The organism is Candidatus Zixiibacteriota bacterium (assembly GCA_018820315.1).
GTDB lineage: Bacteria > Zixibacteria > MSB-5A5 > JAABVY01 > JAHJOQ01 > JAHJOQ01.
Genome location: JAHJOQ010000110.1, coordinates 17,543 through 38,012, shown reverse-complemented (window position 1 = coordinate 38,012; position 20,470 = coordinate 17,543). Strand labels below are relative to the sequence as shown.

Annotated in this window: 23 protein-coding genes; 6 read left to right on the top strand and 17 right to left on the bottom strand. The window is 50.4% G+C overall.

The genetic code is table 11. The features are described from left to right. Positions 1–11: 11 nt before the first annotated feature. From nuoL to KKH67_10855, 17 genes are all read right to left on the bottom strand, one after another. Positions 12–1,937 carry an NADH-quinone oxidoreductase subunit L gene (gene nuoL, locus KKH67_10935; GenBank protein MBU1319692.1) on the bottom strand — a complete coding sequence of 642 codons (1,926 nt, stop codon included), beginning with the start codon at positions 1,935–1,937 and terminating at the stop codon, positions 12–14. 4 nt (positions 1,938–1,941) lie between these two features. Continuing rightward, on the bottom strand, positions 1,942–2,253 hold the full coding sequence (gene nuoK, locus KKH67_10930; protein ID MBU1319691.1) for an NADH-quinone oxidoreductase subunit NuoK: 312 nt from the start codon (positions 2,251–2,253) through the stop codon (positions 1,942–1,944). After that, positions 2,254–2,775 carry an NADH-quinone oxidoreductase subunit J gene (locus KKH67_10925; protein ID MBU1319690.1) on the bottom strand — a complete coding sequence of 174 codons (522 nt, stop codon included), beginning with the start codon at positions 2,773–2,775 and terminating at the stop codon, positions 2,254–2,256. 2 nt (positions 2,776–2,777) lie between these two features. Beyond that, positions 2,778–3,314 (bottom strand): NADH-quinone oxidoreductase subunit I, encoded by a 537-nt coding sequence (locus KKH67_10920; protein MBU1319689.1) that lies wholly within the window; start codon positions 3,312–3,314, stop codon positions 2,778–2,780. Positions 3,315–3,318: 4 nt separating this feature from the next. Continuing rightward, positions 3,319–4,356, bottom strand: coding sequence for an NADH-quinone oxidoreductase subunit NuoH (gene nuoH / locus KKH67_10915; GenBank protein MBU1319688.1), 1,038 nt, complete (start codon positions 4,354–4,356; stop codon positions 3,319–3,321). Next, positions 4,356–5,504, bottom strand: a complete 1,149-nt coding sequence (locus KKH67_10910; protein MBU1319687.1) for an NADH-quinone oxidoreductase subunit D — start codon at positions 5,502–5,504, stop codon at positions 4,356–4,358. Before KKH67_10910 ends, nuoH begins: the two co-directional genes overlap by 1 nt. A gap of 28 nt (positions 5,505–5,532) precedes the next feature. Then, a complete protein-coding gene (locus tag KKH67_10905; GenBank protein MBU1319686.1) occupies positions 5,533–6,003 on the bottom strand; it encodes an NADH-quinone oxidoreductase subunit C in 471 nt (156 codons plus the stop codon). Next, on the bottom strand, positions 5,987–6,511 hold the full coding sequence (locus KKH67_10900; protein ID MBU1319685.1) for an NADH-quinone oxidoreductase subunit B: 525 nt from the start codon (positions 6,509–6,511) through the stop codon (positions 5,987–5,989). Before KKH67_10900 ends, KKH67_10905 begins: the two co-directional genes overlap by 17 nt. After that, positions 6,502–6,861 (bottom strand): NADH-quinone oxidoreductase subunit A, encoded by a 360-nt coding sequence (locus tag KKH67_10895; GenBank protein MBU1319684.1) that lies wholly within the window; start codon positions 6,859–6,861, stop codon positions 6,502–6,504. The genes KKH67_10900 and KKH67_10895 overlap by 10 nt, the downstream gene beginning before the upstream one ends. A gap of 454 nt (positions 6,862–7,315) precedes the next feature. Continuing rightward, positions 7,316–7,969, bottom strand: a complete 654-nt coding sequence (locus KKH67_10890; GenBank protein ID MBU1319683.1) for a hypothetical protein — start codon at positions 7,967–7,969, stop codon at positions 7,316–7,318. A gap of 138 nt (positions 7,970–8,107) precedes the next feature. Then, positions 8,108–9,349: an asparagine synthetase B gene (locus KKH67_10885; GenBank protein ID MBU1319682.1), complete on the bottom strand. Its 1,242-nt coding sequence runs from the start codon at positions 9,347–9,349 to the stop codon at positions 8,108–8,110. 275 nt (positions 9,350–9,624) lie between these two features. Continuing rightward, complete coding sequence (gene tsaD / locus KKH67_10880; GenBank protein MBU1319681.1) at positions 9,625–10,626, bottom strand: tRNA (adenosine(37)-N6)-threonylcarbamoyltransferase complex transferase subunit TsaD; 1,002 nt, start codon at positions 10,624–10,626, stop codon at positions 9,625–9,627. Continuing rightward, positions 10,623–11,546: a hypothetical protein gene (locus tag KKH67_10875; protein ID MBU1319680.1), complete on the bottom strand. Its 924-nt coding sequence runs from the start codon at positions 11,544–11,546 to the stop codon at positions 10,623–10,625. The genes tsaD and KKH67_10875 overlap by 4 nt, the downstream gene beginning before the upstream one ends. A 122-nt stretch (positions 11,547–11,668) precedes the next feature. After that, complete coding sequence (locus KKH67_10870) at positions 11,669–13,180, bottom strand: hypothetical protein (protein MBU1319679.1); 1,512 nt, start codon at positions 13,178–13,180, stop codon at positions 11,669–11,671. A gap of 3 nt (positions 13,181–13,183) precedes the next feature. Continuing rightward, a complete protein-coding gene (locus tag KKH67_10865) occupies positions 13,184–14,368 on the bottom strand; it encodes an amidohydrolase (GenBank protein MBU1319678.1) in 1,185 nt (394 codons plus the stop codon). Between the two features lie 108 nt (positions 14,369–14,476). Then, positions 14,477–15,199, bottom strand: coding sequence for an endonuclease V (locus KKH67_10860; protein ID MBU1319677.1), 723 nt, complete (start codon positions 15,197–15,199; stop codon positions 14,477–14,479). Between the two features lie 743 nt (positions 15,200–15,942). Next, positions 15,943–16,614, bottom strand: coding sequence for a class I SAM-dependent methyltransferase (locus KKH67_10855; GenBank protein MBU1319676.1), 672 nt, complete (start codon positions 16,612–16,614; stop codon positions 15,943–15,945). A gap of 352 nt (positions 16,615–16,966) precedes the next feature. Between KKH67_10855 and KKH67_10850 the strand changes: the two genes are divergently transcribed. The 6 genes from KKH67_10850 to KKH67_10825 all read left to right on the top strand — a co-directional run bounded on the left by KKH67_10850 (position 16,967) and on the right by KKH67_10825 (position 20,426). Further along, complete coding sequence (locus tag KKH67_10850; protein MBU1319675.1) at positions 16,967–17,398, top strand: peptidylprolyl isomerase; 432 nt, start codon at positions 16,967–16,969, stop codon at positions 17,396–17,398. A 57-nt stretch (positions 17,399–17,455) separates the two neighbouring features. Then, positions 17,456–17,749, top strand: coding sequence for a hypothetical protein (locus KKH67_10845; protein MBU1319674.1), 294 nt, complete (start codon positions 17,456–17,458; stop codon positions 17,747–17,749). Positions 17,750–17,825: 76 nt separating this feature from the next. Continuing rightward, a complete protein-coding gene (locus tag KKH67_10840) occupies positions 17,826–18,380 on the top strand; it encodes a GNAT family N-acetyltransferase (protein MBU1319673.1) in 555 nt (184 codons plus the stop codon). A 93-nt stretch (positions 18,381–18,473) separates the two neighbouring features. After that, a complete protein-coding gene (locus KKH67_10835; GenBank protein MBU1319672.1) occupies positions 18,474–18,683 on the top strand; it encodes a zinc ribbon domain-containing protein in 210 nt (69 codons plus the stop codon). A 10-nt stretch (positions 18,684–18,693) separates the two neighbouring features. After that, complete coding sequence (locus KKH67_10830; protein MBU1319671.1) at positions 18,694–19,362, top strand: class I SAM-dependent methyltransferase; 669 nt, start codon at positions 18,694–18,696, stop codon at positions 19,360–19,362. 119 nt (positions 19,363–19,481) lie between these two features. Then, positions 19,482–20,426, top strand: a complete 945-nt coding sequence (locus KKH67_10825) for a ribose-phosphate diphosphokinase (protein MBU1319670.1) — start codon at positions 19,482–19,484, stop codon at positions 20,424–20,426. Positions 20,427–20,470 lie beyond the last annotated feature (44 nt).

The following is a 20,470-nucleotide window of genomic DNA, read 5'->3' as shown; positions in this document are numbered from 1 at the left end:
TCTATATCTAACTAAAGTACATTCAGCATTATGATCAGGGCTACCACCAGCCCTGCAAATATTACGATTGCATAATTCTGCACTCTGCCGGTCTGAGCCTGTCTTATCGCAGAACCGATACCCCAGATCGTGTATCCGGAGCCGTTGACCAGCCCGTCGACAACATATTTGTCGAAAATGTTGTGCGCTGTTGACAATAGCAGAGTAAACTTAGCCGTCAGGTTCACTAATCCATCAATGACTGCGTTGTCAAATGACCATAAGAACCTGCAGAATGCGAGGATCGGCTTGATGATGACCGCGTTATATATTTCATCAAAGTAATATTTGTTCAAGAGAAGATTGTAGATCGGTTTGAATCGCTCGGCCATCTTATCAGCCGATATGACTTTCTTGCCGTACATAAGATATCCGAACACAATTCCGGAACCTGCAACGAGAGTCGAAATAATCATCAGCAGATAGTCCGCATGACCATGATGTGGGTGGTGATGATAAACAAAACTTCCGAATCCCTTGGGCAGCCACGGCATTCCGACCCAGCCGGCAAATATCGCGAGGAAAGCCAGAATCATCAGCGGATACGTCATCGACTTCGGCGATTCATGCGCATGATCGTAGTGCTCCTGCACTCGCGGCTTGCCGAAGAAGGTCATGAAACAGAGCCGTGTCATGTAGAATGCGGTCATAAACGCCACTGCAAGCGCGACTACCATGAATATCGGGTAACCGTGCGCGGACGCAAGGATCTCATCCTTCGACCAGAAACCTGACAACGGAAAGATTCCTGCGAGCGATAGCGATCCGATGATGAACGTCACCGACGTGATCTTCATCTTGTTGGAAAGCCCGCCCATCTCACGAATGTCCTGCGTGTGCGCAGCGTGAATGACGCTACCTGCACCGAGGAAGAGAAGAGCCTTGAAGAACGCGTGAGTCATCAAGTGGAAAATCCCTGCGGTCATCGACCCAAGGCCGATCGCCATGATCATGTATCCGAGTTGTGACACTGTCGAATAAGCCAGGACTCTCTTGATATCGTTCTGCACAAGTCCAATAGTAGCCGCCATGAATGCGGTGATTGCACCGATTGTCGCGACGACCATCGCAGCCGATTCCGATGCTGCAAAAATCGTGATGCATCGCGCCACGAGGTAGACACCGGCCGCGACCATTGTCGCTGCGTGGATCAATGCCGACACGGGTGTCGGACCTTCCATAGCATCCGGCAGCCATACATGGAGCGGGAATTGCGCCGATTTGCCAATGGCTCCGCAGAAGATGAATATTCCGGCGGCGGCTAATATGCCGGCGGGAATATGGCCATTCTCTACAAGTTCAAATACTTCGCCATAGTTTAGCGTTCCGGCATAGGTCACCAACATCAGTATTCCGACAATGAACCCAAGATCGCCAATACGCGTCGTTATAAACGCTTTCTTCCCGGCATCGGCTGCCGATTTCTTTTCGTAGAAGAACCCGATGAGCAAGTATGATGTCAAGCCGACCAGTTCCCAGAAGATGAATATCATCGCGAAGTTGTTTGCGAGAACAAGACCAAGCATCGAAAATGTGAACAGCGACAGGAATGAAAAATATCGCGAGAATCTGGGATCGCCGTGCATGTAACCGAGTGAATATATCTGAACGAGAGATGAAACAGTACAGACGACGATCAGCATAACCGATGTTAGCGGGTCGATCAGTATTCCGATTTCGAGATTGAAATTCGAAAGAACGATCCACTTGAACGACATCTCGAACGGCTCTGGATTCGCCAGCACCTTGGTCAGAATCGCAATCGAGTGCGCTAGTCCGATCAGAATTGCGCCGATTGAAATACCGGACGACAGTTTCTCATTCCATCGCGTGAAGAAGATGATCAGTACGAATGAGAGCACCGGAAGTACCGGTATTATCCACGAATACTCAAGCATATTGTTACCATTTCATCAGATTGATGCGATCGACGAAAATCTCCTTGAAATTCCTGTATATAACGAGCACAATCGCCAGGCCGACAGTGGCCTCGGCGGCGGCGATAGCGATTACGAACACTGTGAATACCTGGCCGGTTATAGCAACCGGGCTGACAAACTTGGCGAATGCGACGAAGTTAATATTGACCGCATTGAACATCAGCTCAATTGACATCAGCACACCGATGGCGTTGCGACGGGTCAGCGCGCCATAAATTCCGATCGAGAACAGGACTGCGCCGAGCGCCAGAAAGTGTATTAAACCGACCTGCATCTATTCACCATCCTTTTTCGCAAGCACAACCGCTCCGATCAAGGCGACCAGCAGCACCACTGATACGAGCTCGAACGGCAGCACGAAGTCTCTCAGAAGCAGCTGTCCAATAGTATGCGTTGTACTTCCTTCGATTTCCGGGTGGCTTGCCAGCGGGAAACCGCCCGGTACAGATAGAGTCTTAAGTATCGAACCGACGGCAATCAGAAGGAAACAGAATGCCACGAGAGCGCTCAGAGGCCTCTGCTCATTCTGTTGACTGATGCTATAATTGGTCATTTGTGTAGTAAGCATAACTGCGAAAATCATCAAGACAGCTATTCCGCCGGCATAGATCAGCACCTGAACACCGGCGAGGAACTCCGCCTCACAAAGAATGAATATTCCGGCGACAGCAAAGAGGCACAGCACCAGGAATAGGGCAGAGTGAAAAATATTCCGTAGACTCACCACGAGTATGGCCGACATGATTGTCACGAAGGCGATTACCCAGAACACCAATGACGCAGTTTCAGATAGCATGACTACTCTTCTGCCTCCGGTTCGGCTTCTCCTGCTTTGTCAGCCTCTCCACCCTCAGTTACCTTCGCAGCCGGTTTCTTCTTTGGCCTGGGCGTATACGGCACGTCTCTTCCGAGTTCCTGCAGCCTGTTTATATCGTAAATCAGTTCGCTTTGATTGTAAACAGAGAACTCATACATTGTCGCCATTTTGATCGCCGCGAAATTGCATGCCTCTTCGCAGAGACCACAGAAACAACAAATGGTATTGTCTACCGTGAAGCTTCTGGCGTACCACTTTTTCTGCTCATTCTTCTCGCGCTCGATGGTAATCGCGCCCGTAGGACAAGCTTTCTCACAGAGCAAGCATCCTGTGCAGTTGAGTTCGCCAGTCTCCTTGTCGGAGAGAAGGACCACTATACCGCGCGATCGCTCCGGCATCTCCCAACGCTCTTTGGGGTACTGAAGCGTTACAGCCGGCTTTGGCAACCGCCTGGCGGTCACGCCAAGGCCTAAGAGCAAATTGTAGACACCATCTATGAGACTTCTAAAGTTACCCATATTCCTATCCGAAAAGCGTCTCCCACAGGTAGTGGCCGATTCCAGTCAGAATCAAGTTCAGGAATGCCAGCGGCAGAAGCCACTTCCACGCGAATTCCATAAGATGATCGACTCTCAGTCGCGGGTAAGTCCATCTGAACCACATCAAGACAAAGACGATAACCAGCGTCTTGCCGAGGAACCATAGCCATGACGGCAGAATCGGACCGTTCCAGCCTCCGAGGAACAGCGTCGTTGCTATAGCCGCAACGGTGAACATATTCAAAAACTCCGCCAGGAAGAACATGGCGAATTTCATTCCGGAATATTCGACATTAAACCCGGCTACCAATTCCTGCTCCGCTTCCGGCAGATCAAATGGAGTGCGATTGACTTCGGCAGTCGCAGCAATGATATAGATCACAAATCCAAGCGGCTGCCTCCAGATGAACCAGTTCAGCACACCATCCTGCGCCGTCACGATTTTTTGCATCGAAAGCGACTCTGCAAGAACGATCACACCGAGGATGGCGACGGTCAGCGGGACTTCATAAGAAATCACCTGCGCCGCGGAGCGCATGCCGCCCAGCAGTGCCCATTTATTGTTCGATCCCCATCCTGCCATCAGTAGACTGATGACTGTGAAGGTCGTAATCGCGATGATGTAGAGAATACCGATATTGAGATCGGCCGGGATCAATCCTTCGCCCCACGGAATCGTGACATACGCCATGAAGCAGGCTACAAACGTGATGACCGGCGCCCAGAAAAAGACTCCTCGATCTGCACCTGAAGGCGTGATATCTTCTTTTTGGAGCAGTTTAAGACCATCGGCGAGCGTCTGCAGCGCGCCGTGGTACCCTACACGCATCGGTCCAAGACGATCCTGTATGTGCGCGGAGACTTTTCGCTCCCACCACACAAGGAACAGCGCCATCAGTGAGAGAATGCCGAGGAGAGCTGCTGCGACCATGACATTGGAAACGATTAAGAATGGTGTTCCCGAAAGCCCGATCTCGCGGAGTAAGTCGCCGACCCAACTGAAAATGCCGCAAAGCTCCATTAGCGATCAACCTCCGGCATAATGGCATCAAACGATGCAAATATTGCGACCAGATCAGCGATCTTGAGCCCTTTGACAATCTCCGGCAGAACCATAATGTGATTATAGGATGACCCACGGAGTCGCAGTCGTGTAGGCTTTGCCGTGCCATCGCTGACGATGTAAGCACCCATTTCACCACGAGCCGCTTCGATTCGAGTGTAGCACTCACCGGCAGGCGGTTTGAATGATGGCTTCACCTTTGCGCGGAATTCGCCTTCCGGCAGGCCTTCAATGGCTTGCTTTACGATCAGCGCAGACTGTCTCATCTCATTGATGCGCACGATATATCTATCCCAGGTGTCGCCGACTGTACCGGTTGGGATTTCGAAATCAAATTTGTGGTAGTAGCCGTACGGATCGTCTTTTCGAAGATCCCACTTCAGTCCGCTGCCGCGCAGCACCGGCCCCGATACGGCATAATTGAGCGCCATATCGACCGGAAGAATACCGATATTCTTGGTGCGCGTAAGGAAGATCGGGTTATTCGTCAGAAGAGCCTCGTAATCGTCCACGAGCGGCATGAAATATCCGACAAACTCTTTACATTTCTTCTCGAATCCGACGGGAAGGTCTCTCGATACTCCACCGACGCGAATGTAGTTGTAGAGCAATCTCTGCCCGCATGTCATCTCGAAGAGATCCATTATCAGCTCGCGTTCGCGCAGACAATATAGGAATGGCGTGATTGCACCCAGATCAAGACCGAATGTCCCAAGCCACACCAGATGCGACGCGATTCTGTTCAATTCCACCATGATGACCCGTATATACTCGGCGCGCTCGGGCACTTCCATCTGCGAGATACGCTCGACACCGAGACAGAAAACCCAGTTGCAGGCCATCGACGTGAGATATTCGAATCTGTCGGTGAGTGGAATTATCTGAGCATAAGTGCGGTTTTCAGAGATCTTCTCAATCGCGCGATGGAGGTAGCCGACGTGCGGCTGGCAGTCTTTGACCACCTCGCCGTCCATTGTAAGTAGCAAGCGGCATACGCCGTGAGTCGATGGGTGCTGCGGACCCATATTGACCATGAACTCTTCAGTCGCAAAACCTGAGTCAGTGGATTTACTGATTAATTGGTCTGATCTAATCTCTTCGTCCATACCTAATCAAAGATGCCCTATCTAAAGATTACTCAGGTTTTACAATGAAATCTCTGCCGGTCCACCCCTTGCGCATTGGAGGCCCCTGATCCCAATCTTCTGGCAGCAGCAGCGGGCGCATGTCGGGATGATTCAACACTTCTATACCGTAAAGCTCACGAATCTCCCGCTCGTACCAATCAGTAGCGCGATAGATGTCGCAGATCGAGTGGATCTCGGCGTTCTCGGTCGGGAGTTGAACCTTCACAGTCAGTTTTGCTTTTGTAACAGTCGAAAATATGTGATAGACTACTTCAAGATGCTCGCCGGCATCGACTCCCGAAAGAGAGGATAGATAGTCGAACCTGAGTTTGTCATCACTTTTCAGATGTCGGAAGAAGTCCCGCACTGCAGATGCTCCCACGAGGACGGCAGCCTGCTCCGGAGCAAGCTCAAGCGCGATGACTTTACCGGGAAAGGCCGCAATCAGTGATTTGACCATATCACTCTGGTCGGACATCTCTGCTCCAGTCGGCCATCTTTTCCTTCTTAACCTTTTCCATCAGTTTCAGGCAGCCTTCCATCAGCGATTCAGGCCTCGGAGGGCACCCTGGGATGTATACATCAACCGGAATTATCAAATCAACGCCCTTCAGAACTGAATATGAGTCGTAATAGAAGGGACCACCACGAGTTGCGCATCCGCCCATAGCGATCACGTACTTCGGCGATGACATCTGGTCGTAGAGCAGCTTCACACGTGGCGCCATCTTGTGTGTCACAGTACCCGCGACGAACATGAGGTCCGATTGCCTCGGCGATGCGCGGAATATCATTCCAAGCCTGTCGAAATCATAGCGCGATGCTCCCGCGCACATCATTTCTATAGCGCAGCAGGCGAGCCCGAACAGCATATACCAGAGCGATGATGCCCGGCTCCAATCGAGAACCTGCTCGAGTTTCGTTGTAATGATTCCCCCTCCGGGGACCTGCTCAAAATATACCGGCAGCTTGGATGCTACACCCATTTCAATACCTCCTTCTTCCAGGCATACACGAGACCGAAGATCAGAATAAAAAGGAATATCAGCATCTCGATCAATGCGAAGAGTCCGAGCTGCTTGTATACGACCGCCCACGGGATCAGAAAGACGACTTCAACATCGAAAATCACAAAAAGCAGTGCAAAAATATAGTAGCGGACGTTGTACTGTACCCATGACGGCCCGATGGTCGGCTCGCCGCATTCATATGCCTGCAATTGACTTGGGGTGGGTCGCTGCGGTCGAAAGATCCTGGCAATGATAAATGTCATCAGGACAAAGCCGACGGAGACTAAGAGGAATATTCCGACTGTTCCGTAGTTCTCGAGTTGCATATCACAAGCCTTCAGCCGTCATACGATTTTTGTGACAAACTTCACAATTAAATTCTCAACAGCCTCCGCATCAATATCGCGTACATAAAATAAACAAATGCGGCCTTGTCAAGTATATTCTGCAAATCATTGTGCCACAATCTTTCTTCCTATACTTTGATCTCAGATTCAGGAAAATTCCCATCGGAATAGAGTGCTTCCGGATGATCTCCATGCTTCTCAGATGTACCAATTCTCGCGGCAATCGTAGGATCGCAGTTCCTGCGTGCACTGGGGATCGAGGGTGAGCTATTTTGAGCAACTCTTGAATTCTGGAGATCATCGGGAATTCAGAACGCGACTCGCACTCTCAGTATCTGATTCAAGATCACTGTCGTATCAAGTATCGAATTGATTCATCCGAGAGTTGGACTGTTTGCAGGTATTTGGCTTAGTTATACGAACCGGAGTGGCGCTACTCGTATTTCTTAGCAATAAACTTCAGTATCTTTTCTGCTCTCTTGTCCCCGATTCCGTCTACAGAAACCAGATCTTCTTTCGTTGCGTTAAACAGTTGCTTCAGCGATTTGAACTGCTTGAGCATGGCCATTGCAATGGCGGTGCCTATGTCAGGCAGATGCTCGACGACAGAAAGCTGTGCCTCTTTGTCCTCTGAGAACTTCTGTTTCTTTTTTTCTTCAATCGGATTGAACGTGAGTCCATGGTCCGCCTGTCTCGATATCATATAGATATACTCCGCCGAATCCTTTGGATCCTGCGTGAATATGATGGGAACATGATTGAGAATCGTTACATACGAGATCGCAGATCGAATCTTAGTCGCGTTCACCAGCTTGCTCTTATATAGATCGCAGCCTTCTATGATATAGAGCGGATTTGAGAATTCTCTCTTGAAGTCAATCAGTTGTCTGAATATCGACTTGTCTTCGATTGACTGAATAAACGCATCAGCATCTTTTCGCTCGACCGCAGTAGTCCCTGATATCAGGAAGTCGCCCATCTTCAGATTAGCAAAACGAATCTGTAATCCCAGATTTTGAAGATGCTTAGCGACCGGACCATCTTTCTCGTGGCTAGATGCTATTAATGCTAGGTTTGGCCCAAACAAAATGAAACTCCTTAATGTCTGATTTTAAGCTTTTTGCTGAATCCAACCTCACTTGGGAGCCAGCCCCACTAAAGGCGAACTCAATATATGTCATATCAACAATCTTGTCAGTAATAAAATACCTTTATCAGGCTAAGTTCAAGTCTTCCTTTCTTTCTGTCTCGCCGCAGGAAAGAGAATGTTATTAAGAATCAAACGGTACCCGGGTGAGTTTTTGTACAAACTCAGATCGGTAGGCGGATCACCTATCATGTGCTGGTAGTCTTCCGGATCGTGACCGGAAAGAAATGTAAACGTACCTTTCCCAAAGTTGCCATGCACATATCGGGCTTCGTCCTTTCCTTCTACCTCCGCAAGCACTGTAACAAATTTTTTCAGAAGCGACTTTCGCATAGCCGTCGACTGCCCCATGAATCCATTCATTGTGCCTACATGGCACTGCACGAGCATGGTCGGAACCGGATCGAGTTTTGCGGAGAAATCGAACAACGAGAAGTAATCGGCGTTAGCACCCGGGATGTATGCCCGCCTCTCAGGGTAAGTGTCGATGTCCGAATGGCGGTACTCCAGTGCGTTGAGCGACGGAGTGAAATTCTCGAAACAGAGACATTGATCGTAATCGAGCTTCTCTTTACAGTTAGGATCATAAGGGTCGCCATCGTATTCCTGCGGCACAATGTCGGTATTCCAGGCAGCGAGTCCCATGTCGAGAGTCTCGGGAGCTGAGCACATTGCGAAAAGGAACCCGCCACGAGAGATGTAATCTCTGATCGTCCGGGCTACGGCCAGCTTCAAGTCGGGCACCTTTGAGAAGCCGAGCTTGCGAGCGGTCATTTCGTTGACTGCGACCTCCTGCTGATACCACGTTGCAGAGTGATACATCGCATAAAATTTGCCATATTGTCCCGTGAAATCCTCGTGATGCAGATGCAGCCAATCGTATTCGACCAGCTTGCCGGCGAGCACATCCTCATCCCAGACGGTTTCGTATGGAATCTCGGCGTATGTGAGTGCAAGAGTCACTGCGTCGTCCCACGGTTCTTTGTTCGGCGGAGTATAGACCGCAACGTTCGGAACTTTTTCAAGCTCCACAATTTCCATATTCTCCGAGTCGATAATTGCCTCAATCTGGCTGACCTGATCTTGTGATACTACTTCATAATCCACACCACGAAGCAGACAGATGTTTTCGATATTGCCGCGTGCATCGGCGAGAAACGAGCCAGCTCGGAAGTTCAGCAACCATTCGACTTTCATGCCCTGCTGCAGACACCAATAAGCTACGCCGTATGCCTTCAGATGATCGGTCTGAGAGTCATCCATTGGGATGAGAATCTTGTCGGCCCTCGCGTTTCCCGCAAGAAAGACCATTGCAATCATGAGTCCAATCAGAGTTCGCCTGATCATATCAATTCTTCCAAGAAGTTCCTGATGAGATCGCTGCGGATTTTGGCAACTGAAATCTAACAAGAAAGAGCACGCCCAATAAACTACAGACCAAGCATTTGTCAAGAGATTAGTTGCTCTAATCTTCTGCAGTTCCCCATCGCTGTTTAGCGAAAACCTGGTCTTGGCTGTTGGCGTCTACTGTATTAACAATCGACGGATAATGAAAGTTCCAAGTTTGAATCGGAAGACTTAGCGCCGCACTGCGTTTAAACGAGCGGCAATTGTGCGGAAGCATCAAGTGTGAGATCCGATGATTCTCCCCGCTGCAGCCTTATCAATCCAGCTGCTGCGATCATCGCTCCGTTGTCGGTGCATAGCTCCAACGACGGGTAGTAGAGCTTGAATCCACGTTGTTTCGCTGCGTCGCCGAAAAACTCTCTCAATCGCCTGTTTGCAGCCACACCGCCGCCGATAACCAGTTTGTCGAGCTTGAGATCATCGAGCGCTCGAAGGCATCTCGTAGCCAGCATATCGACTACAGCTTCCTGAAACGACGCACAGATGTGATTCAGATTCTCGGCGATGAATTCGGTCGTCTTATCGCGCACAAAGAGAACTACTGCTGTCTTGAGTCCCGAAAACGAGAACGCCAGCGGATCTTTTCTGACAGTGGCTCTGGGGAACTTGTGAAACTTCGGATTCCCGCTACGCGCCAGTTCGTCGATCTTGCGCCCGCCTGGATACCCAAGCCCGAGAAGCTTTGCGACCTTATCATACGCCTCACCTGCGGCATCATCTCGCGTCTGCCCAAGGATTTCGTACTCACAGTAATCCTTAACGTGAATCAGCAGCGTGTGTCCGCCGGAGATAATCAGAGAGATGAAGGGTGGCTTGAGATCATCATGCTCGAGGAAACTAGAGCAGAGATGTCCTTCAAGATGGTTGATACCGATGATCTTCTTCTTAGTAGCATACGCCACACCCTTAGCAAAGTTGACCCCCACGAGCAGTGATCCGATCAACCCGGGACCGCAGGTAACCGCGATCGCATCGATATCGTCGATTGCCAAGCCCGCCGACTTCAGACATTCTCTGTAGATCGGATAGATTTTCTTTATTTGCTGACGTGACGCGACTTCCGGGACTATCCCGCCATATTTCTCATGCTCAAGCTGGGAGTAAATAGCATTGGAGAAGATTCGGAAGCGTTCATCGATGAGAGCGCACGAAGTCTCGTCGCAGGAAGTCTCGATGCCGAGAACGATCATTCCCTAGGAACCTCGACACGAATCTCCTTCGGCTTAACGTCTATAAGATGCAGTCCATTCGGAAAGGTGATGATCGGAGAGACAAATGTACTACCTGGCGGCACTCCTGCAACATCTATGGATGCCGCGAATTGCCCGGCAGAAAGTGAATCGAGAACCGCGGGCAGCGCCATGACGGTCACGGAAACAGATGTGGGTACTATGGTGTATGTGGAGTCGGGCACTTTGTTTCTGACACCGATCGGTATGTCGGAGAATGTTCGCTCCATAAGCTGAATGATATTCTGCTCGATCAGGACTGACGAATCTGAAAGAGTCAGATATGACGAATCGGGGAAGGTCAGTCTGACATGATCGCGGAACGGCTCCTTTATGTCGGTGAATGTAAGCTCCTCGGTCTTGACATTCTGCATCTTTCGGACCACGCGCTTCGGTCCACTCACGAGCACTGTGTCCGGTGTGACTTTGAGTTCCCCATCTTTCTGATAGCCGAGAGCCGAAGTTACTTCGACATTAGGGCTTACACTGACCCACTGCTCAAGCCGTTCCTCGATTCTGAGCCTGACTTTCTTCGGGGAAATGACTTCGATTATCTCTGTGGCTCCCTTGTTGTCGCATATAAGTCCCTCGGGAGTTATGTCGATGACGTACAACCCTTCACCGTATCCTGCGGCAGTGATTTTTGCGTCATCAGCGTCGATCAAGAACCGGATCAGTTGTTTGCCCGTTCCGCGAATCATCACGTCGCAATTCTTGTCAACATTGGATACAAGCATCATCCCTTCCGGAATGTCGATGATCTCCAGCGGAAGTTCCACCCTGTGGTCGTACGTCATATTCGTGACAACATGCACCCAGAGAAGAAATGCGAGCACGACCGCGAGTACTTTGACACCGAAATGTTTAAGGATTGGGTCCACCGAAAATCCCCGTACTGATTATGAGGTTGCTCACCACGCATTGTTCGGGCGTAGTCAAATTAGACATCATATAGTGATTTGTCAAACAAAGATTAGCGTACATAAGCAGCGCCGTGTCTGAATCAGTCTTCACGGACCCGAAGCGGGTTATTCCAGTAGAATCTGGTCGCCCCCCTGGGTGTGGCAAACCAGATATGGTCATTCTCAAGTACCATGTCGTTCACATAATTATCGATCAAGCCGTCGTAAGTGGCATAGTCCTTCCAGGTTTTGCGAACCCTGTCATATTTGAGTACACCGTTGTCGGTGCCTATCCAAAGGATGTCACCGGCCAGTGCGATTCTGTGTGGCATTTGTTCATTGAGGTCCGTTCTGGTCAGGAAAGACTCGATTTCAGTCAGGTTGCTGTCAAGATGGACAACGCCGTCGATGCCGGCAAACCAGATCTCTCCATTCGTACCCTCAATGATCTGCCACACCGCCCCTCCGAGGTGACCGCTGGGGATGTTGAACCTTCCCCACTTGAAGGTTCTTCCGTCAAGGCGGTGAAGTCCGTACTCGGTGCCGATCCAGAAGTCCCCGCCGATATGTGCCATTGCCAGAATTTTGCCAAATCCATCGGCGGACGATGTGAGCGGGAAAATCGAATCTTGTGGAGTTAGGAGTACATCGATAGTTCCGTTGCCACCCACGAACAAAAGGCTATCCTCTGCGAAAAGAGAGTATACAGCGTTCGACCTTAACCCGAGAGCTGAAGTGAAACTGCGGAATTTCCCGCTCTTTCGGTAATATTTCACGAGTCCGTAATCGGTACCGAAGTATACTGCCTGACCATTGCCGGTGATAGCATTCACTTCATCCGACGATATCCAGCCATTGAAGCGAGCTTCAAAGTACTGCCATGTGTCATTCTGCCTGTCCCACATTGTGATGGCATTCTCGCTCGCCAATCCCTGCTTTCCTCCAAACCAGACTTTGCTGCCGTCCAGATAGATGACGTTAACATCCTCCTGGAAAACTCCAAATGGGATCATTGTCACAAGATTGTTCGCAAGATTGATGTCGGCAACCCCGTGACCGTATGTTGCAACCCAAACATGATCCCATCGATCTTCCGCGGCATCGAGTATCTGGTAGTCTCTCAAATCAGGATCGGTGAGGTATACGTTGTCTGAAGAATAGGAGAGATGATACCCGAGATCGAAATGGTACGCCTCGAAGCTGAGCCGTCTCATTCCACTGCCGTCATCGAGCTCAGCAGGAAAATCGTACTCGCTTGTCCACTCTTGAAAAGTAGGGCTATAACTATAAACACCGAGCGAAGTTTCTGCGTAGATTACATCGTCGTCCCGATTGACAGCCAGCCGCCATATTTCATCCGAGGGGAGTCCGCTGGAAGCGGTCATAGGATCTCTCCACTTCTCTTCGAGGCTGTTGTAACGAATGATGCCGTGTGTTGTGCCGAAGTAGATATCGTCCCATCCCTTTGCGACGGATGTCACGTACCTTGTCTGTGTATATGTAACCCAGTCTTCCGGGAAATAGCCTTTGCGGTTCTGAGCGGTGACAGTCGCACATATTGCGCCTATCAATAGAGCGGCGGTAAGAATGGATGTGCGTACAGTCAATCTCACAGTTCAGCTTTCAAGAAAGTCATATATGGCCTTGGAACAAACTGCCATGCCTATCCCAATAGCATCTTCGTCGATATTGAACCGGTTGTGATGCCACGGATAGATCGCATCGGTCTTGCTGTTTCTGACACCAAGCCGCATCATGGCGCCCGGTATGTGCTCAAGAAATCGCGCAAAATCTTCCGATGCCATCAGGGGAGAAGCGATCTCAACGACTGATCGCTTGCCATACAGCTCTTGCGCGGCATTGCGATAATATCGATTTACGGATTCGTCGTTGATCAGAGGCGGATAGCTTGTGAAATAGTCTATTTCGAAGCCGGCGTTCGATGCTTTCGTTACATGTTTGCAGGTATTTTCGATCAGTTTCTTCATCCGGGCCATCGTCTTATTTGACAGAGACCTCATAGTCCCACTGAGAGTGACTTCACCGGCGATCACATTGCGCGCACTCCCCCCGCTTATCTTACCGAATGTCAGCACAACCGGTTCCAGGGGATCGGTCCGGCGGGATACTATGTTCTGAAGCTGCGTAACAACATTTGCCGCAACTACAATAGCGTCAATACATTTATCAGGACGAGCGGCATGTCCACCCTTGCCTTTGACTGTCAGGTCGAAATCGACCACTCCGGCCATCATGACACCGTCGCGGATTCCGATCTTGCCGACCGGTATGTCAGGGTCAACGTGGAGCCCGAAGATCGCATCCACATCCGGCGATCTGAGTACTCCTTCTTCGATCATGGCAATCGCGCCTCCCGGCGGCGTCTCCTCTGCCGGTTGAAATATGAATTTGACCGAACCTTTGAGGTCAGATCTGATATCGGAGAGGATGTATGCTGTACCGACTGCGATGCTCATGTGCGCATCATGGCCACAGGCGTGCATCTTGCCTTTGGTCTTCGACCTGTACGGCAAGCCAGTCTCTTCATTCACCGGCAACGCATCCATATCGGCACGAAGCGCTGCGACTTTGCCGTTTGGGTCACCCTTGAGGAGCGCTGTGAATCCGGTTGACGCCACCTTTCTTGTTATCAGTAGTCCAAGAGGGGCGAGGTGATCCTGAAGTAACTTCGAGGTTTCTCGCTCTTCAAATGCAGTCTCAGGGTGTTGATGGAGTTGACGGCGCAATTTCCGCGCAAACGGGAAGTACTTGTCAGCGAGACGATCTATTGTCGAGACCATGCTGCATACCTGATAGCAATTCAAGACTATCTGGAAACGATCGGGCGATGCTGCTCTCCAAGTCGTGGACCCTGATCAGTAGGACATGTGCCTCCGTCGGAGAAGAGCCTAGCCGAATTGACGCATCTGATTTGATCCGGAACCCCTGAGGCGATTGTCATAATTACGTCGCATCTTGTTGGCCAGTATATGCGCAACTCTCATCGGTTCCGGCAGTCTATAGCCGCGAGTAGTCGAAGCTATAATTTCGACAGCTGAGTCCAAATCTATCTTATGGCCAATCGAGACAAACAATGGCTTCACACCCATTCGAGTTCGGATAACCGTTCCTACCTGCTCTCGATTGTACATCAGGGGGGATGTAGCATTCACAGAATCCTCCGGCTCTTCGAATTCACCTACAAGCCGTTTCTTTGCACATCCAATAGTCGCTATGTCAAGCATCAGTCCCAGATGAGAAGCCATGCCGATTCCCTTCTCGTGTGCGATTCCGTTCGCGTCGAAAATTATTAGATCGGGCGTTGTCTGGAGTCTCTGCAGAGCCTTAATAATAACGGGACCCTCTCTGAATGCAGCAAAGCCGGCTTGATGCGGAAAACTCGCCATTGTCTGAGCCCGTGCTCTGTCTACAGTCACAAGCTCAGGGAATCGCATGACCACTACGGTCGCGAATACGGAATCGTCTTTCTTGGAGTATGCCGTATCAGCACCGGCGATCAATTGGAACTCTTTCTTCGAACCCTTCACTTCAATGAAGTGCTTCAGATTATCCTGAATCCGCGACGCCTCTCTGATGTCGGATGTCCAAGGGTGTAGGCGCGTAAACTTCATCTCAATCCTCTTTTGCTCCAGTTGTTATCATGTCGGGTTGGCCCATTCGCACCCCGACCACTCACAGTTGACTTCGACGCAGTTGCTGCGGCAACACGATAATAAGAAATTTCACATTCGAACACAAGCTCAAAAATGAGCCCTCAAAAAATGAGCCCTCTATGTCTAAGATGTCCACATTTCGCCCTTTGTATTAAGTCTTAAAGAAATCCCCTGCACATGACGAAATGGTATCGATTGCTGTCCGCTAATTCTAACGAGTGCTGATCGAATTTGTTCCAGGAGATTCCGAGACCTCCCATGCATGGCGATGCACACTTAGATTGATCATGAAGAAGCATGCTGTGTGCGAATAAACAACCCCGACTTGCGCCGGGGTTGCCGTTTCGTGCTTGCGTAGAAATGATCAGAATGGAAAACGCGGAATCCAATTGATCAATCCTGCACATCCATTATGACGATTCAGGTTGGGGTTTGTTGCATCGGAACATCCGCGTCGCTCAGAGATTCTGAGCTAGTAGTCTGCACCGCCTTACTTCTGGCATCCGCCCCTGATCTACAGCAATATCACCGCTCATTTGGAGACAGAAAGGACTTAACGCAGCATCACACGCAGAGTAAATAGACCGTTTTGGTCGACAACATATATGCCTAATGCTCGCGAATTAGTGACAGTCTACTCTTCGCAGAGTCTGAGAGGGATTGCGCCCCCAGCTCAGTTACGATCGGTGGCGTATTTGATGCTATCCAACTACGATTTCACAGAACAAGCTTGAATTGTCGACCTCTTCGATGCGGAGGTTCGCGCAGATTCGCGCTGAAAGTGATCTGAAGTCCTGTCGGGTGAAAGTAGTCGCCTGGAAGCCATCCTTGCAGACGATAACTCCGTTGCCTGCAGCATCCTGATCAATGTCACCGAGGAGACCGGCCGCGGACTGAAGCTTGAACCACTCCAGACGATCATCCCATATCTTGTCGGAGTAGCTCGACAGCAACACTCTCCCACCGCGCTTCGTAACTCTCATGCACTCCGCGAGCAATCTCTCAGGCTCAATCTTGAACGCTGATATCCCATTCTGGATGCAGACCACGACATCGAATGACCTGTCGCGAAATCCGAGAGCGACAGCATCCATCTGTGCGAGATGGACAGTTGGGTTGAGCGGCATTTCTCTCGCTAGCAGTAAACTCGACTGTGCTTTGTCTATGCCGACAACGCTGTTGCAGCAATCAGCCAAATCATTGAGCACTCTGCCATATCCACAGCCCAGATCGAGGACTTTATCGGTAGGTCTGATCTTCTCTTTCACGTAGCCGATCTCGGCATCGAGATACCTGACAATTCGCGGTGTGGCAATTTCGTAGACTCGTCTGAGCCGATCAGCCGACAGCCTGTCGGAATAATAGTCTGCCATCTGGACTTCAACCCTGAATGTGAATCAGTCTGACACTGAATATACATAGAAACTCATCGATTCGGCAAGGATATGCTGTGATCCATGAACGTGTGTGCCGTCATTCCGCACCCTGATTATCGACGGCATTAATTGTTTGCATTTTGCCGGATTTTTGCGTTCTATTGCCAAACAGGTCTCCGCTGAGGGAGAGCCGAACAACAAGCATGCAGTTCTGTGTGGAGTGCAGGTTGTGCGATAGTCAGAGTTGTCTAATCCGTCATCGCTTGACTTCATTCCGGGCGATCTATAGGCCCCCGAGCTGTCAAGACTGAATCGGGATTGTGACAAAGACTGATGATTGGAGGATGAGATGAGTCAGGCAAAAGCTGGCGACAAAGTCAGGGTGCACTACACGGGCAAACTGGAAGACGGTTCCATATTTGATAGTTCCAGAGATCGCACTCCCCTGGAGTTTGTGGTTGGAAGTGGCAGCGTGATTCCCGGATTTGACGATGGTGTCAAGGGCATGGAGATTGGCAGCACTAAGACTGTTACAATTCCGGAGAAGGACGCCTATGGCTCGCGGCGTACCGAACTCGTTACGGTTGTTCAGAAGAGCGAATTTCCGGATACGATCGCACCGGAAATTGGAAAGAAACTTCAGGTAGGCCAGCCGGACGGACGAGTGCTGAATGTTGCCATAACAGGGATCGATGGTGAGGCAGTGACTCTGGACGCCAACCATCCTCTCGCAGGGAAGACGCTGATATTCGAAATAGAGTTGGTTGAGATTGCGGCCTGAGCAACCTTGCAGGAGTTCTCGCTGAACTCCGCCGGCCGCAGAGAGGTAGTTTATAGCATGGCTAACGGAGCGAGTGGCGGAGCAGCCGCTGCTGCGGCTGCCGCAGCAATTGCACGGGCGATCAAGGCATCTGGCGCGATTGTCAGTGTCGATCCTTCCGATTTCAAGATTATCTTATCGAAGTCTGAAAGCCCTCTCGTCGTGACAGCTACCGGCGGCGTGTTCAAAAAGAACTATCAGTACTTGACTGCGTACAAGGGCCTGATATTTTTCACGAAATCGGCGGAACCACTCAGACTCGACGGCAGGATCGAAATAATAGCATCGAAGAAGATCTGGATTCCCGGTTAGATCTGCCTGGTCAGGGCTGGGTGTCCACGAGCTTATGGACGAGACTCAATTCCCCATTTTGACAGGATAGGACCCAGTGAAAGTTCAACCTATTATCAAAACCGAGCGGCTGATCCTAAGGTCGTTTACGCTGGCTGATGCACCGATAGTGCAGAAACTCGCAGGGGATCGTGAAATCGCCGATACAACCATGAACATCCCCCATCCTTACATTGACGGTGCTGCGGAGGAATGGATCGGCATGCATGCCGAGCGATTCCAGACTGGCAAAGTAGTCACTTATGCGATCGTACTGAAAAAATCCAGTCAATTGATCGGCGCGATAAGCCTGCTTGTGCTTCGGACATTTGACCGTGCGGAGATGGGATACTGGGTCGGCAAGGATTTCTGGAATCACGGTTACTGCACCGAGGCGGCGGCGGCTCTCTTGAAATTCGGATTTGGCAGTCTTAGACTAAATCGTATCTTTGCTGAACACTTCACAAGAAATCCTGCCTCCGGGGCGGTCATGGAGAAAATCGGCATGTCTTTCGAGGGATGCCTCAGACAGCATATGAAGAAGTGGGGCAAGTACGAAGATATGAACGTCTATTCCATCCTCAGAGAAGAATTTGATCAGGGTGACGAATGATCGCACCGTGATGTGAATATTGTGACGTATCGGCTGTAATGCTGTTTGTGACACGTTGTATGACTCAGAGCAAATGAAACCGGAGGTGAGTAGATGCAGCAACTAAACTATACATGTCCGAAGTGTTCCAACACTCAGTATCAGGTCGGTGAGATGCGCGCTGCCGGCGGGTTCTGGTCGAAAATTTTCGACGTTCAGGGTAAGCGGTTTTCGACTGTCACCTGCTCCAGATGCAAGTACACAGAGATTTTCTTGGCCGAGACCAGCATGCTCGGCAATATATTCGACTTCTTCACAAATTGATGGCGGTCTGATGGTGTTTGATGATAGCGAACTGCGCGAATACTACAACAGGCGCGCGCAGGAATTCGATTCAATCTATCACCGCGATGATCCGGTCAGACAGGCGGAGCAGGCGCAAATCGCTGATGAAATCAGGGAGTCGTTTGCTGATCGTCGAGTGCTCGAGGTAGCCAGTGGAACCGGGTTCTGGACAGCATATCTCGCAGAAGTTGCCAGACAAGTAATCGCAATTGACTCTTCGACCGAGATGATCGAGATAGCTCGACAAAGGAAGTTCGTCAGGGAGGTTGTCGAATATCGTAAGTTGGACGCATATCAACTTGACCTGTTGGACGAGACCTTCGATGGCGGAGTGGTTAATTTCTGGATATCGCATGTTCCGAAGTCAGGACTCCTTGAGTTTCTGAAGGGTTTCCACAGCAAGCTAGAACCGGGCTCCTCCGTGCTGGCGGTCGACAGCGTCTACATACCGGAGTTTAGTGGCGAGTTGGTCCGCAAAGAAAACAAACCAGATACTTACGTAAATCGTCGGCTGAGCGATGATTCCAGGCATCTGGTGCTGAAGAATTACTATAATGCTGATGACCTCGAGGATATCTTCTCACCCTGGGCCGATGATCTAAATATCAGAATCGGCGATTGCTTCTGGATTGCACAGTATCGCACAAAGCATGTTTAAGACATCACCTGTCTGCTGTTTTGCGTATGACCAGGAGAGACTGTTAGCAACTGCCATCCGTGATTGTAGTTGACATAGATTGCTGCTGCGGTTGTTTGTGATTCCAGGAGGAGATAGCCGTGAATCCTGATAACATTATCGTATTTGCCGGAAGTGCAAGCAGGCAGCTAACCGGTCGTATCTGCAAACATCTGAAGATCAAGCCCGGCGACAACGAGACTCTGATATTCTCAGAAGGCAATATCTTTGTCAGAGTCAACGAAAATGTCCGTGGCCGCCGAGTATACCTCGTTCAATCGACTGCGTTTCCAGCCAACGATAATTTCATGGAGCTTCTCTTCTGGATTGATGCCCTCAAACGCGCGAGCGCCGAGTCGGTGACGGCGATAATTCCGTATTTCAGCTACGGCAAGGGGGACAAGAAGGACGAGCCGAGAGTCTCGATCAGGGCGAGAGTCTGCGCCGATGCAATCGAGGCCGCAGGTGCAGATCGAGTCGTTACGATGGATCTCCATGCTCCTCAGATACAGGGCTTTTTTCGCATCCCCGTGGACAATCTCTATGCGCTCCCCGCCCTCTGCGACCGAATCAAGAAAGAAAAGCTAAAAGACATCATCATCGTCTCACCAGATACCGGCTTCGCGAAGCAAGCTCGCAAATACTCGTCTGCTCTGGGAACCTCAGTCGCGATTGCCGACAAAGAGCGCGTGGCGCATGACGAGAAAGCCACGGTGCTCGAAATCATCGGACATGTCGAGGGCAAGACTGCACTCATCGTCGACGACTTCGCTATTTCCGGCGGCACGCTTGCAGGTGTGGCTCATGAATTGGTCGCACGCGGTGCGAAAGATGTCTATGCAATGGTTGCACATGGAGTGTTCGGAAAAGACTCGATGAAACGCATCGATGCCAGCCCAATCAAGAAATTCTTTGTCACCGATACAGTCGAGAATCAGCAGGTCAAGTTGTCGAAGAAGATCGAGATCGTATCGGTGGCGTCGCTCTTCGCCAAAGCAATCGAGAGCATCCACAACCGCGAAAGCATCAGCGCCATGTTCCCGTAGTAGGAAATGCACGGCTCTATGTCGAATTTTCCATCACATGTGAC